This is a genomic window from Xylanibacter muris (assembly GCF_013166605.1).
Taxonomy (GTDB): domain Bacteria; phylum Bacteroidota; class Bacteroidia; order Bacteroidales; family Bacteroidaceae; genus Prevotella; species Prevotella muris.
In genome coordinates this window covers 1-15649 of the sequence record NZ_JABKKF010000011.1, presented here as the reverse complement: position 1 = coordinate 15649, position 15649 = coordinate 1, and the positions used below count along the sequence as shown (strand labels likewise).

Sequence of the window (15649 nt, the reverse complement as noted above, 5' to 3'; positions counted from 1 at the left end):
TAATATACCATAAATATATATGTGGTTGTTTCTATAAGGGTCCTTCCCGAATAGGGACAGGGTTCTGCACACATCTGATGCTTCCACTTCTCATCACTTTTCCTCCCCTTTGAAATGACTCGTCACAATTTCTCTATGTCTGGCACAGACAATCCCGTATACTTGGCTATTACATCAACAGGGAGGCCATCTGCCTTCATGCCGTGGAACTCAGTCTTGCCGTGGTATACTGTGTCACGGCCGGAGCCGAGAGAGAAATACACGATGTTTATGCTGTAGACATTACGGACATTGTGACAGCCCTCACCGCAGTTTATATATTCGGTGACGAGCTTTGAGTTTGCCTTGTTGCGCAAAAGGCGTTTCATCGCCCAGTCAAATCGTATATAGCCCGGCATGATTTTTTTCTTTTTGGTGAAACAATAAAAGTAAGGATACAAAAAACCGTATAAGTCAGTATTATCCATGACAAAGATAGCAATAAAATGCGATATATGAAAAAAAATATGTAAGTTTGCATTTTAAAAACCTTCAATCATAAGGAACAGTAATGGAAGAATATATTGTATCGGCACGAAAATACCGCCCGGCATCATTTGACACCGTGGTAGGACAAAGTGCACTCACCACAACGTTGAAGAACGCTGTGAAAAGCGGAAAGCTTGCTCATGCCTACTTGTTTTGCGGACCGCGCGGTGTAGGCAAAACCACATGTGCGAGAATCTTCGCAAAGGCGATAAACTGCCAGACCCCGACCTCTGAAGGAGAGGCATGCAACGAATGTGAAAGCTGCAAGGCTTTCAACGAACAGCGCTCATTCAATATCTTTGAGCTTGACGCAGCAAGCAACAATTCCGTGGAGCACATAAAGACCCTTATGGAACAGACACGCATACCGCCGCAGGTGGGACGCTACAAGGTGTTTATCATCGACGAGGTCCACATGCTGTCGTCCGCGGCCTTCAATGCTTTTCTGAAAACTCTCGAGGAACCGCCGGCACACGTGATATTCATTCTTGCCACAACGGAAAAACACAAGATCCTTCCAACTATTCTGTCAAGATGCCAGATATACGATTTCGAACGTATGACAGTGGCCAACACCATCGCACATCTGAAAAACGTAGCTCAAAAGGAAGGCATAACATACGAGGATGAAGCGTTGGCCGTCATAGCGGAAAAAGCCGACGGGGGCATGCGGGACGCACTGTCGATATTCGATCAGGCCGCAAGTTTCTGCCAGGGTGACATCACATACAAAAAGGTGATTGAAGACCTGAACGTGCTTGATTCTGACAATTATTTCAAGATTGTAGACCTCAGCCTTACAAACAACGTATGCGATATTATGCTTCTGCTGGACAGCATAATAAACAAAGGATTCGACGGAGGACTTCTCATAGGCGGACTGGCAAAACACGTGCGCAACATTATGATGGCACGCGATGAAAGCACACTGCCACTGCTTGAGGTCAGCGAACAGCAGAAAGAAAAATTCAAGGAACAGGCATCAAGATGCCCGTTGCCTTTCCTGTATAAATCGCTGAAACTTATGAACAGTTGCGACATAAACTACAGGCAAAGCGGCAACAAACGGCTGTTGGTGGAACTCACCCTGATAGAGATCGCACAGATAACGCAGCCCGACGACTCTCCCGTATCGGGGCATGGCCCTAAGAGACTGAAAACCCTGTTTAAGAATATCATCCTGAAAGTACAGCCGGAAAAAGTGGCCAGGCAGGTAGCCACGGCTGACCGACAGATGAACATTGCCGGTGAGGAAACCGTGCATAGAAACCCCGACAATCAGAAAAGCATCCAATGCCTGGAGAACGACGTTCCGCAAAACGGCACGCAGACGGCACAGAACACAACGGTTGCACAATATGACAAAGCCAGACGGCCCGTACTGAAATCGCAGAACGGAACAATAGGATTCTCATGGCAGAACGTCAGGGAGACCGTCAGGAAGAAAAAGATGCAGATCATACCCGGTACTCTTGACGCGAGCGACCCTAATGCTAAAATAAAAGACGAGCAACAGGATTTCACGCAGCACGATGTGGAATATCAGTGGATGGCAATGTGTGTACGCATGCCGCAGAAATACAGCGGCATTGCCGCACGAATGAAAAACATGTCTCCGGTCATAACCGAGTTTCCGGATATTGAAGTGACGGTGGACAACAGGATTTTCATGTCGCAGATGGAGGAGATAAAGGGCAGCATACAGAATACCCTGCGCATTTACCTCAAAAACAACCTGATAAGATTCTCACTACGACTGTCGGAGAAGAAGACCGTAGAAAAGATTCTCACAAGGCGCGAACAGTTTGAAAAAATGCTTGAAGACAGTCCGGCGCTTGAACAGCTACGGCAACTGCTTGATTTGGAAATGGCGTGAATCAGAAACACCGGTAAGGGGCATGGACTGTAATCCATGCCCCTTACCGGTGTTGTTAAAAGCATTGTCAGATCAGATTCATGCCCATCCTCCGGCATTCGCGACGCATATCCTCAGGCCAGATGCTGGCCTGTATCTCTCCTATATGAGCCTTGTGGAGCAACACCATGCAAAGGCGGCTCTGCCCTATGCCGCCTCCAATACTCAACGGAAGCTCGCCCGCAAGAAGTTTCTTGTGGAAGTAAAGTCCGGCACGGTCTTCCTTGCCCTCAACTGCCAACTGGCGGAGAAGAGCCTCTCTGTCTACACGGATGCCCATGGACGACAGTTCGATGGAGCGTCCGAGCACCGGATACCATATAAGAATATCACCGTTGAGCCCAGGCTTTCCATTCTCGCCCACCGTCGACCAGTCGTCATAATCTGGGGCACGGCCGTCATGCTTCTTTCCGTCAGACATGCGGCCTCCTATACCTATTATAAAAACCGCACCGTATTTACGGCATATCTCGTCCTCACGCTCATGGGGAGTGAGTGCAGGATACATCTCGCGTAATTCATCACTATGTATGAAATGAATACTGTCGGGAAGAAACGGTTTCAACTCGGGATAGGTCTCACACGTAAGATACTCGGTACGTCTGACGGCTGAATATATTCTGCCAACAATATCCTTCAGGTAAGCCACAGTGCGCTGTTGCGGAGTGATTACAGCCTCCCAGTCCCACTGATCGACATATAACGAATGAAGATTGTCGAGTTCCTCATCGGCACGAATGGCGTTCATGTCCGTGTATACTCCGTATCCCGGCTCTATGTCATACTCGGCCAGCGTAAGCCTCTTCCACTTGGCCAAAGAATGAACCACCTCCGCCTTAACGTCGCCAAGATCTTTAACGGGAAAGGTGACGGCACGCTCCACCCCGTTCAGATCATCATTTATTCCCAAGCCCTGCAATACAAACAGGGGGGCAGTGACCCTGCGGAGGCGAAGCTCAGTGGAAAGATTTGCCTGAAAAAACTCTTTTATCTGTTTTATACCCTGCTCCGTACGCCGCATATCAAGCGGCGCATCATAGTTTTCCGGTATTATAAGTCTACCCATATCTGCTTTGTTTTTCTTGTCGTGTCTAAACGTAATGCATCATAATACCCTTTACCTTAGTACATAGATACGCATAACTGAAGTGCAAAGGTAAGCAAATTAAAACAAACGAAAGAAAAACGCCTCGTTATTTTTTCACTTTGAACACATTTACCGCCATAAGTCTTTCTTTATGACACCATACAAAGCTCATCTTCTTTCTTTTTAACACCGACGACATAAAGAAATCGCCATACACACATGCAAAATACGTATCAGTTAATTGCCGTCTTCATGTTCCGTCAACAAGACTGAGTTAAAAGTGTAAACTATTCAGCCAAAGGCTAAAAAGTGAATAGCCCAACCACAAAGTGTATGTAGGCTGAATACACTCTGTATATAGGCTAAATACACTCTGTATGTAGGCTAAATACACTCTGTATGTAGCCTACATACACTTTTAACATTTCCCGTTCATTTCACACGTGTAGTATATTTACACAGAAAGACACTAATATGATTCATCGGCTTTTAACCCAACCCGGCAACGGATTTCAAGTAAAACATGACATTTGTTCCGGACATGGTCGGGCATGACGGAATGTCCGCACGACATAAGCAACTATAACGAACACCAATAATTCTTGTCAGGAATGACAATATGTGTTTTTTCACTCTACAGCAATGACATATCCTTATACGCATATTTTTTCGTATCTTTGCATAAGATAAGCTGCACATTATAATATATAATATATGAGATTCGATAAACTTGTTCTTTGCACATTGCTGCAACTGACACCTGCAACATTCTTTGCCGACAACCGCGAGACATTGTTTGACGAAAACTGGAAGTTTCATCACGGAAGTCTTGTCGGTGCGGAAAGCCCCGATTACGACGACTCCGGATGGAGAATTGTAAATCTCCCGCATGACTGGAGTATAGAGCGTGCCACTGTACAGGTGGAAGGCATCACTACCGGACCTTTCTCCCGCATGAGCGAACACCGCTACCCGGCAGACAAACAGATGGGAGGCGGAGGATGGGATGTGGGGCATACCATCGGAGGAATAGGATGGTACCGCAAAGAGTTCACTATAGACAAGGAAGACAGCGACAAGCTCTTCACCCTATATATAGAAGCCGCCTCCTTTCAATCGGAAGTATGGATAAACGGCCACAAGGCATACGTCAACCACTACGGCTATACCCCCCACCGCATAGACATGACACCTTATCTGAACACAGGCAACGGGAAAAACGTAATCACCGTAAAAGCCGTGAATGAGGGACACAACAGCCGCTGGTATGCAGGCTCCGGGCTTTACAGGAATGTATGGCTGATAAAAACCGACAGGACACATCTTGACAAATGGGACACATTCCTCTCCACGAAATCAATATCGGGAAAGAAAGCGACCGTGAACTTCTCTACCGTGATACACGGAAAGGGAAACGGCCTTGAAATAGGCTTGAAAATAATCTCACCGGAAGGAAAGGAAGTGCTCGTCAGGAGATTTCCTGCCGCAGACATAGATTCGCTGCGCTCTGCCATAGAGATAGCACGGCCGAAGTTATGGTCGCCTGACAGTCCGCAACTATACGATGCCACGGTAAGCCTCTACGACTCAGGCAGACTTATAGACAGGATTGATACAAAATTCGGAATACGCACCATCGAGGCGACAGCCGAGAAAGGCCTCAAACTCAACGGAAAGGCCATATTGCTGAAAGGATGCTGCATACACCACGACAACGGTCTGCTCGGAGCTGCCGCGGTGGCACGTGCCGACGAGCACCGCGTGGAACTTCTCAAAGCCAACGGCTTCAACGCGGTGAGATGCTCGCACAACCTTGCATCGGAAAGTTTCTATAATGCATGCGACAGACTCGGAATGATGGTCATCCACGAGACATTCGACCAATGGCTGAAGCCGAAACGCCCTGAAGACTATCATCTTTATTTCGAAAAACATGCGGCGGATGACCTCTCGGCAGGCATACGCCGCGACCGCAACCACCCGTCAGTAATTATGTGGAGCATTGGCAACGAGATTCCCGGCCGCAACACTCCCGAAGGAATGGAGGCGGCAATGATGCTGCGCAGGACCGTGCTTGCCCTCGACTCCATGCGCCCCGTGACGGCTGCAATATGCGGTTGGGATTTTAAAGGGTATTCATGGGAGGAGCAGTCGGCAAAATCGTTCGCCGCACTCGACATCTGCGGATATAACTATCTTTGGAACAAATATGAGAACGACCACCTGCAATATCCGCAAAGAGTCATGTACGGAAGCGAGTCGTATCCCAAGGAGGCGGCACGCAACTGGAACATGGTGGAAAAACATCCATACCTCATCGGCGACTTCGTATGGACGGCCATCGACTATGTGGGCGAGGCCGGCCTTGCCCACACACTCGAGATGGGCAATGGAGAGCGCGACACGCAGTTTATGGACTGGCCATGGTATAATGCCTGGTGCGGAGACATCGACCTGATAGGCAACAAAAAGCCGCAGGCTTACTTCCGCAACGTGTTGTGGGGAGTATCTCCCATTGCCATGGCTGTAAGAAAGCCAGTGGCCGACGGCAAGCGCGAAGTAGTGAACGGCTGGGGATGGACGGACGAAAGGCAGAGCTGGACATGGAACGGACTGGAAGGACAGACAATGACCGTGAACGTATACAGCCGCAGCCCGAAGGTAAGCCTCACGCTTAACGGAAGACTTATAGGAATAAAGGAAACGGGAAAGGACGACTATACGGCAACGTTTAAGGTGCCATACTCGGCCGGTGAACTCGTAGCACGCAACATAGGGAAGGACAATGGTTCATTCACACTGAAGACCGCGGGGAAGGCCGATGGAATACGGCTCAAAGCCGACCGCACCGACATCGGGAAATCCAATCATGACCTGTCTTTCGTAAGCATAGAGATTGTGGACACGGACGGAAATGTCCTGCCTGACGCCGCCATCCCGTTAGAGATAAGCTGCAACGGACCGGCAAAGGTAATTGCGGGCAACGGCAGCTACAACGACATGGAAAGCTTCCGTTCACTTACACCGAAGACTTTCCGTGGAAGAGCACTGGCTATAGTACAGCCGGAAAACAAAGCCGGAACATGCACCGTCACAGTGAAGGCAAAGGGACTTGAACCGAAAAGCGTGACAATAAACATGAAATAATCACCATGCAGTACACACCGGCATGCCATATACCCGGGAAAACGTATAATACTAAATAACAAACAATTGAAATGAAACAAACGGAAAACTTGAAAAACAATCTGCTAAGACGCCTCGCGGCCACTGCGTTTACAGCCATGTCGATGCTCTGCACAAACGCACAGGAGAATACAGGAAATCTTGTTCTCCGCTACGACTCGCCTGCCGAACACTTCGAGGAAGCTCTCGTAATCGGCAACGGAACAATGGGAGCCACCGTATACGGAGGAACACGCATCGAAAAGATATCCCTCAACGACATCACCCTGTGGACAGGAGAGCCAGACAAGGAGGTGACAACACCGGGAGCATACAAGGCTCTGCCGGAAATACGCGCGCTGCTCGAAAAGGAAGACTATAGGAATGCGGAAAAGGCAAACCGTAAAATACAGGGACACTTCAGCCAGACATATCAGCCGCTCGGACAGCTTACCATTGAATATGGTGACAACCGTTCAAAAGACATATCGGACTACAGCCGCAGGCTGGACATCAGCCGGGCAGTGGCCACGACACAGTATAAAAACCGCGATGGCATACACACAAGTGAGTATTTCGCATCAGCACCGGACTCTGTGATAATAATCCGTCTGACAGAGCCTGTCAATGGCATAAAGGCCACACTACGCTTTACATCACAGCTGCCATATTCAGCCAGCGCGACAGGCAACGAGATAACAGCTGAGGGACATGCCGCATACCACTCTTATCCGAGTTATTATAAAGGTGTGCCGGCAAATGAGAAGCATCTATATGATCCGGAGCGCGGCATACGCTTCCGTACGATCATAAAGGCTGTGGCAGCCAAAGGCGACGGAGAGGTGAAAAGCTATCCTTCGGGAGAAGTGCAGATAGACGGATGCCGTGAGGTGACGGTGATAGTGGCAAATGTGACAAGCTTCAACGGATTCGACAAAAACCCGGCCACAGAGGGACGCGACTACAGGAAACTTGTGAAAAAGCGAATGGAACGCGCCGCACGAAAGACCTACGAGGAACTGCTGCACACCCACATATACGACTATCAGAGGTTTTTCGGAAGGGTGAGCCTCGACCTCGGACGGACGGCAGACTCAATAGCATCGCTGCCGACCGACAGGCAGCTGCGCCTGTATACTGAGCAAAACCAGAGGAACCCGGAACTTGAAGCGCTGTACTTCCAATACGGACGCTATCTGCTGATATCATGCTCACGCACGGAAGGCGTGCCGGCAAACCTGCAGGGACTGTGGAACGAACGGATAACCCCTCCATGGAGCTGCAACTATACAAGCAACATCAACCTTGAGGAAAACTACTGGGCCGCAGAGACAGCCAACCTAAGCGAAATGCACAGACCGCTGCTCGGCTTCATTTCCAACCTGAGCAAGACAGGAGCAGTGACGGCACGGGAATATTATGGAACGGACAAAGGATGGTGCTTAGGACACAACACCGACATCTGGGCAATGACCTGTCCGGTGGGGCTGCGTACAGGCGACACGTCGTGGGCCAGCTGGAACATGGGAGGCGCATGGGTGAGCACACACATCTGGGAACATTACCTGTTCACACGCGACCTCGGATTCCTTAAACAGAACTATCCACTGTTGCGCGGCGCGGCGGAGTTCTGTATGAACTGGCTTATCGAGAAAGACGGACAGTTTATAACATCACCCGGCACTTCACCTGAAAACAAATACATTGCTCCCGACGGATTTATCGGGGCGACATCATACGGCAACACATCCGACCTGGCCATGACCCGCGAATGTCTTCTCAACGCACGCGAGGCGGCACGCACACTCGCCACCGACAAGGACTTCATACGAAATATCGACCGCACTCTCGCACGGATGCTTCCATATAGGATAGGAAAGAAAGGCAATCTTCAAGAATGGTATCACGATTGGGATGATCAGGATCCGCAACACAGGCATCAGTCGCATCTCTTCGGCCTATACCCCGGGCACCATATCAGCACATACGCCACGCCTGACCTTGCACGAGCCTGCGCACGCACACTTGAGATAAAGGGCGACAAGACCACCGGATGGAGCACCGGATGGAGGGTGAATCTCTATGCACGCCTGAAAGACAGCAAGAACGCATACCACATCTACCGCAAACTGCTCAACTATATCAGTCCCGACAACTACAAGGGTAAGGACGCACGGCGTGGAGGCGGCACATATCCGAATCTTCTCGACGCACACTCTCCATTCCAGATAGACGGAAACTTCGGAGGATGCGCCGGAGTGATTGAAATGCTCATGCAGAGTGATACAAACAGTATAACCCTCCTGCCGGCGCTGCCAGACGAATGGGCGGAAGGCAAGGTAAGCGGTATATGCGCAAGAGGAGGGTTCACGGTGTCGATGACATGGAAAGACAAAGCAGTGAAAAGCCTCACCGTCACATCACGGCAGGGAGGAACAACCACACTGCACTTTAACGGAAAGAGAAAGACCGTAAGGCTTAAGAAAAACCAGACTGTAAATGTAATGTAAAAAAGTAGTGAGAGGCCGCTGTATACTGTCATTGACGGCCTCTCACTACTCCAACCCGAAAATCCAGAAAAGACACCTTAATATGACAAACAAATTGAAAGGTATTGCAGGTATTCTGGCCGCAGCAGTATGTCTGATAACCGGCAGTACACTGAAGAACCCACAGACAACAAACACTGAAAACATAAACCGGTCCGTAAAAAACGAATACACCGGCATAGACACAGGCTCTACAGAAAAAAGCATCCGTCAGAAAAAAACGACACGACACCGCAAACCGGAAATGCCGGCCGCAATAAAAGGCGTTCTGGAGAGAGTCATCGAACACAAGGGATACACCGTTTCATTCAACCGCGAACACAACAACCCTAACTATGTGGCATGGGAACTGACCGCAAGTGAAACCGAAGGAACAGTGAAACGATATGACGATTTCACTCCCGACCCTGACATACCCGCACCACACCAGGTAAACACCGACGACTACAAGGGATGCGGATACGACCGTGGACACATGGCGCCGGCAGCCGACATGAAATGGAGCCGGCAAGCGATGAAAGAATGCTTCTACATGAGTAACATCTGCCCGCAAAACCACAGCCTCAATGCCGGAGGATGGAAAACACTCGAGGAGGCATGCAGGAGATGGGCCAGGCAGGAAGGAAGAATATACATTGTGTGCGGCCCTGTATACCGAAAAGGCAAAAAGCAAAAGACGATAGGCAAGGAACACATAATAACCGTTCCCGACGGGTTCTTCAAAGTAATAATGTCACTGAGAAAAGGCAACGAAAAAGCCATCGGTTTCTACTATACAAACAAAAACGGCTCACAGAGGATGGCGGAAAAGGCCATGTCTGTGGATGATATCGAAAAGATGACCGGCATCAACTTCTTCGTCAATGTAGACAACAAAACGGAAAGACGCATAGAAGCAGTATATTCGCTGAAGGCATGGAGATGATACATACAACAATAAAAACAGAATAAATACTGCCATAACCGTTCCACAATAAAGCTATTATGGAATATATTTTGTAATTTTGCATAAAAGAAAAACAGAAACAAAAGCATTATGACCACACACGACAATCCCGAATTGCAACGGGCATGGCAGATAATAGAAAGCACAGGCACAAATCTCTTCCTGACAGGAAAGGCCGGAACAGGAAAAACAACATTTCTAAGAAAACTGAAAGAACTGTCGCCCAAAAGAATGATTGTCGTGGCTCCTACAGGCATAGCGGCCATCAACGCAAACGGTATGACGATACATTCATTCTTCCAGCTGCCGCTGGCACCGTTCATACCGGAAACCACTTTCAACACAAAGCAGAACCATTACCGCTTCAGCAAACAGAAAATTGACATCATCAGAAGCATCGACCTTCTGGTGATAGACGAGATAAGTATGGTTAGGGCCGACCTTCTGGATGCGATAGACTCTGTACTGAGACAATACAGAAAGAACAGCAACCCGTTCGGAGGGGTGCAGCTGCTGCTCATCGGAGACCTGCAACAGCTCGCACCCGTGGTGAAAGACAGCGAACAAGAACTGCTCTCGCAATATTACGAAACAACTTACTTCTTCGGAAGCCATGCCCTGAGGAAAACAGACTATGTGACAATAGAACTCAAAACAGTATACAGACAAAGCGACTCACGATTCCTCTCGATACTCAACAAGGTGAGGGAAAACAAGGTTGACAGACAGACACTCGAAGAACTCAACAAACGGTACGTACCGGACATAAGCCTCTACGACGACAGGAAATACATAAGGCTTACAACACACAACAGGCAGGCACAGGAAACAAACAACCGCAAACTTGACGAACTGCCGGGAAAGGCATTCACATTCAAAGCCACAATAGAAGACGACTTTCCCGAATATTCCTACCCCACCGACATGATCATCACACTCAAGAAGGGAGCACAGGTGATGTTTGTAAAAAACGACACATCAGGAGAAAAGAGATACTATAACGGAATGCTCGGTGAGGTATGCGAAATAAACGACAAGGGATTCAGCGTGAAATCAAAAGACACCGGTGACATCATCGAAGTAGGCCTGGAAGAATGGGCAAACTGCAAATATGCCCTCGACAAAGACACCAAAGAGATAACTGAAATAGTGGAAGGCGTTTTCAGGCAATATCCCGTGAAACTGGCATGGGCTATAACAATACACAAAAGCCAGGGACTGACCTTCAGTCATGCCATCATTGACATACAAAACTCATTTGCACATGGACAGACATACGTCGCACTCAGCCGCTGCAAATCGCTCGAGGGGCTCGTGCTTAGCAGCCCTATATCCGTGCATGCCATCATAAACGACAGTTCCATAAAGACATTCACCGATGAGATGGAGAAAAGGACACCGGGAGAAGATGATTTCCTTATCATGCAAAGACAATACTATGTAAGGCTGCTCGACGACCTATTCGGATTCCACGACATCTATTCAGCACTCGACACTATAACAAGGCTGCTAAACGGACATTTCGTGAAAAACTATCCGCTACTGGCAAACAAATACCGCGAACAGACTGTCGTCTTCCATAACGTAATAACAGACGTGGCACGGAAATTCCACCTGCAATATGAACAGATGGCAACAGCATGTGAAAACTATTCCGAGAATCAGACAATAGCCGAAAGAATAAACAAAGGGGCGCTCTACTTCCTGAAAAACATACGTCCGCTCGAAGATTTCATACGTCAGACAAACGTAGAAACAGGCAATAAGGAACTCCGGAAACGATATACGGAAGCCATGAACAACCTGAGAGGATGCCTGAGAATAAAAACAAGACTTCTGGAATATGTCACAGAATACGGATTCTCCATAACGGCATATCTTAAACAAAAAGCCGTCATCACCCTTGGACAAGAGGACAACGGAAACAAAAAAGAGAAAAAAGAAAAGAAGCCCAAAATTAAAAAGATACCGACAAGGGAAATATCCCTGAAACTCTATAAAGAGGGGAAAAGCATATACGAGATTGCAAAAGAACGCTCACTTACCGCAGGAACAATTCTCGGCCACTTAGGGAAATATATCGAGACAGGCGAAGTGAGAGCCGATGAACTCGTACCAAAGGAACACATAGAAAGAATAGTTCATTTCCTGAGGGGAAAGAATCCCGAAGACCTCTCATACCGCGAGATAAGAGACGGCATAGGAGAAGACATCCAATACAACGAAATACAGATAGTGTCGGATGCGATACTATCGGGACATATATAATAAAGTGTCATAAAAACCAACAGACAGAAAATGGAAAAGAAAACAGTTGCGGTATTGGGAATGATGTGCGCAGGATGCGCAGCAAACGTAGAAAAAAAACTCAACTCGCTCACCGGCATAAACTCGGCTACCGTGAACCTGCCGGCAAGAACAGCACTCATAGAATACAACCCGCAGGAAATAACACTCGCGCAGATGAAAGACGTGCTTGCCGCTGCAGGATATGACATGGTGACAGAGGAAGACAGAGACATCGAAGAAATAGAACGGAAGCAATACCTAAGTCTGAAAAGAAAAACCGGACTGTCGTGGGGTTTTGCCCTCATAACAATGGCCATATCAATGAAATGGATAAATATAGAAAACATCACGGCAGCCAATATAGCAATGCTTGCAATAGCACTCGTCAACATAATATACTGCGGACGGATGTTCTACGCCTCTGCATGGAAACAGCTGACAAACGCCTCTGCCAATATGGACACTCTCGTGGCAATGAGCACGGCAATATCCTTCCTTTTCAGCGTGTTCAACACATTCTGGGGAGACACGACATGGGGTATACGCAATATCGAATATCATACCTACTATGACGCATCTGTAATGATTATAACATTCATACTCACAGGACGGGTGCTCGAGGAACGTGCAAAGAACAGCACCGCATCAGCCATAAAGGGACTTATGGGACTGGCGCCCAAAACGGCACGGCTCATAAATCATACAGACAACAGCATAACGGAAACACCGATAACGGCACTACAACCGGATGACATCATCGAGATAAGACCCGGAGACAAGATTCCCGTAGACGGAACCATCACCGAAGGCACAGCATACGTGGATGAAAGCATGATAAGCGGAGAACCGGAACCTGTCGTCAAGGAAAAGGGAAGCAAACTCCTTGCCGGAACAATCGTGAAAGAGGGAACGGCACGGTTTAAAGCCGAAAAGGTGGGCTCGGAAACAGTACTCGCCAACATAATCAGAATGGTACGTCAGGCACAGGGCTCAAAAGCTCCCGTACAGAGAATTACAGACAAGATTGCCATGATATTCGTACCGGCAATAGTATTGATATCTCTCGCCACACTGGTTTTATGGATTGTCATCGGTGGTACGGACATGCTCCCGCACGCCATTCTGTCTGCCGTATCGGTATTGGTGATTGCCTGTCCGTGTGCAATGGGACTGGCCACACCCACAGCACTGATGGTCGGCATCGGCAAGGCTGCACAGAAAAACATCCTTATAAAAGACGCGACTGCTCTTGAAAATCTAAAGAACGTGAATGCCGTGGTGACAGACAAGACCGGCACTGTGACGCAACTCGTAAGGAAGACAGGCACGACAGCCATTGAGGAACAACTGAAACCTCATGCACGCGAAGCAATGGAACAGCTTCAAAATGCAGGGATAGACATATATATGATGAGTGGAGACAAGGAGGATAACGTTCGTAGGTGGGCAGAAAAGGCCGGAATAAAACACTACCAAAGCAAGGTGATGCCACAAGACAAGGAAAACCTCGTAAGAAAACTGCAGGCGGAAGGAAAATGCGTTGCAATGATTGGAGACGGAATAAACGACAGTCAGGCTCTCGCTGCTGCCAACGTAAGCATAGCAATGGGAAAAGGCACAGACATCGCAATGGACGTTGCACAAGTCACACTCATGAGCAACGACCTCAGACGCATCAGCGAAGCCATAGTCCTGTCAGGAAAAACAGTTGGCATGATACGACAAAATCTTTTCTGGGCATTTATATATAATGTGACATGCATCCCTATCGCAGCCGGAGCACTTTACGGAGTCGCCGGTTTCCAGATAAGTCCCATGTGGGCAAGCGCACTCATGGCAATGAGCAGTGTGAGCGTGGTACTAAACAGTCTGAGACTTAAGCTGACATAGTTGCATACGAAACACTATCCATGTCTTCAACATATTACTAAGTAAGAACAATAATTATAAAAACCACAAGATTATATCTTAAACACATTGTGTTAAACTAAAAACAACACAAAGTTAAAAATACCTAATGACCTCATCTTTTTCCTTATAATAATCTGACGTAATAAAGAAAAAAACATACCTTTGTAAAAAATAATACTTACCTAAAAGGTTACGACTCATACCACATTGAAATAAAAGGTCACAATGGGGCTTTTATAAAAGAATCTTTACTAAAACTATCATATAAAAAGTATCATGTATACAAAAACGATTATCACACATCTCATTTGCATGACTACAGCAATAACTGCCTATTCACAAGAAACGTCCAAAAGCACTGTGGGAGAAAAGGTTATAGCCCACTACACTAAAACCGGAGACCAAGAAAAGATCAAAGCTGCAAGGTTCATTGCGGAGAATATGAAGTATCATTCTTTTAAGGACAGTCCTATACTTGATAAATACTATGCAGGTATTGAACAAATAAACAAACAGTATAAGTATCCGGAATGTATTGAACAGTATTATAGACTTTATACAGAATGCGGTGACCCATACGTAAACCTGACTCTTACCAAAGATAATGACTTCATAAATGAAAAAGACATTATCAACAATATAGACATGGCGTTTGAAGACTGGAGAAACGGTCTGTGGGCCAAGCATCTTTCATTTGAAGATTTTTGTGAATATATGCTGCCATATAGAGTTAACAATGAGAAGCCGACTTCAAATTGGAGGGAAGATTTAAGAAAGCTATACTATAAATATGCAACGTCTGTCATAACCAGTGATGACATGAAAAATTCAGCGTTTTGGGCTGCAAGTAAAGTCAATGACGCATTAAAAGCATTGAAATACAATAACAAGAAAGTTTTACCTGAATTAAACATAAATTTACCTGTCTCTGCATTGAAAAACATGCAGATGGGAGAATGTATCGACTATGCAACATACACTACATACGTCATGAGGGCATGCGGGATACCTGTGTGCTTAGACTACACACCACAATGGCCGAACCGATCAAACAACCACTATTGGAACAGCCTCTTGGACAATACGGGTTTGAACATTCCATTCATGGGATGTGAAAGCAATCCGGGATATCCTAACAAACAGGGAAGGGAAATGGCAAAAGTATATAGAAGAACATTCAGTTACCAACCACAAAGCCTGTACGCATTGAATAAGGACTTGGGAGAGAACATTCCGCCAATACTTAATACTCCATTTAT

At 47.2% G+C, this 15649-nt stretch carries 8 protein-coding genes and 1 pseudogene; 7 read left to right on the top strand and 2 right to left on the bottom strand.

Annotated elements, in window-relative coordinates:
• Positions 1 to 197: 197 nt before the first annotated feature.
• Positions 198 to 398 (bottom strand): annotated as a pseudogene (locus tag HPS56_RS10600) (hypothetical protein); the annotation flags it as partial.
• A 152-nt stretch (positions 399 to 550) separates the two neighbouring features.
• Between HPS56_RS10600 and HPS56_RS10595 the strand changes: the two are divergent.
• Positions 551 to 2404 (top strand): DNA polymerase III subunit gamma/tau, encoded by a 1854-nt coding sequence (locus tag HPS56_RS10595; RefSeq protein ID WP_172276295.1) that lies wholly within the window; start codon positions 551 to 553, stop codon positions 2402 to 2404.
• Between the two features lie 67 nt (positions 2405 to 2471).
• Here HPS56_RS10595 and asnA read toward each other — a convergent pair whose 3' ends face one another.
• Positions 2472 to 3509 (bottom strand): aspartate--ammonia ligase, encoded by a 1038-nt coding sequence (gene asnA / locus HPS56_RS10590; RefSeq protein ID WP_172276293.1) that lies wholly within the window; start codon positions 3507 to 3509, stop codon positions 2472 to 2474.
• Positions 3510 to 4244: 735 nt separating this feature from the next.
• On the opposite strand from asnA, the gene HPS56_RS10585 reads away from it, so the two are divergent.
• The 6 genes from HPS56_RS10585 to HPS56_RS10560 all read left to right on the top strand — a co-directional run.
• Complete coding sequence (locus HPS56_RS10585; protein WP_172276291.1) at positions 4245 to 6677, top strand: glycoside hydrolase family 2 TIM barrel-domain containing protein; 2433 nt, start codon at positions 4245 to 4247, stop codon at positions 6675 to 6677.
• A 71-nt stretch (positions 6678 to 6748) separates the two neighbouring features.
• A complete protein-coding gene (locus tag HPS56_RS10580) occupies positions 6749 to 9205 on the top strand; it encodes a glycoside hydrolase family 95 protein (protein ID WP_253952444.1) in 2457 nt (818 codons plus the stop codon).
• A gap of 82 nt (positions 9206 to 9287) precedes the next feature.
• Positions 9288 to 10169, top strand: coding sequence for a DNA/RNA non-specific endonuclease (locus tag HPS56_RS10575; RefSeq protein WP_172276289.1), 882 nt, complete (start codon positions 9288 to 9290; stop codon positions 10167 to 10169).
• A 111-nt stretch (positions 10170 to 10280) separates the two neighbouring features.
• On the top strand, positions 10281 to 12458 hold the full coding sequence (locus HPS56_RS10570) for a helix-turn-helix domain-containing protein (RefSeq protein ID WP_172276287.1): 2178 nt from the start codon (positions 10281 to 10283) through the stop codon (positions 12456 to 12458).
• A gap of 30 nt (positions 12459 to 12488) precedes the next feature.
• Complete coding sequence (locus HPS56_RS10565) at positions 12489 to 14369, top strand: heavy metal translocating P-type ATPase (RefSeq protein ID WP_172276285.1); 1881 nt, start codon at positions 12489 to 12491, stop codon at positions 14367 to 14369.
• Positions 14370 to 14702: 333 nt separating this feature from the next.
• On the top strand, positions 14703 to 15649 hold a 947-nt coding region (locus HPS56_RS10560; RefSeq protein WP_369800305.1), incomplete at its 3' end, for a transglutaminase domain-containing protein.

Bases quoted from the DNA above. Each gene is read 5' to 3' on its own strand.
- HPS56_RS10595 (WP_172276295.1), top strand. From the start codon at position 551: ATGGAAGAATATATTGTATCGGCACGAAAATACCGCCCGGCATCATTT.
- asnA (WP_172276293.1), bottom strand. From the start codon at position 3,509: ATGGGTAGACTTATAATACCGGAAAACTATGATGCGCCGCTTGATATG.
- HPS56_RS10585 (WP_172276291.1), top strand. From the start codon at position 4,245: ATGAGATTCGATAAACTTGTTCTTTGCACATTGCTGCAACTGACACCT.
- HPS56_RS10580 (WP_253952444.1), top strand. From the start codon at position 6,749: ATGAAACAAACGGAAAACTTGAAAAACAATCTGCTAAGACGCCTCGCG.
- HPS56_RS10575 (WP_172276289.1), top strand. From the start codon at position 9,288: ATGACAAACAAATTGAAAGGTATTGCAGGTATTCTGGCCGCAGCAGTA.
- HPS56_RS10570 (WP_172276287.1), top strand. From the start codon at position 10,281: ATGACCACACACGACAATCCCGAATTGCAACGGGCATGGCAGATAATA.
- HPS56_RS10565 (WP_172276285.1), top strand. From the start codon at position 12,489: ATGGAAAAGAAAACAGTTGCGGTATTGGGAATGATGTGCGCAGGATGC.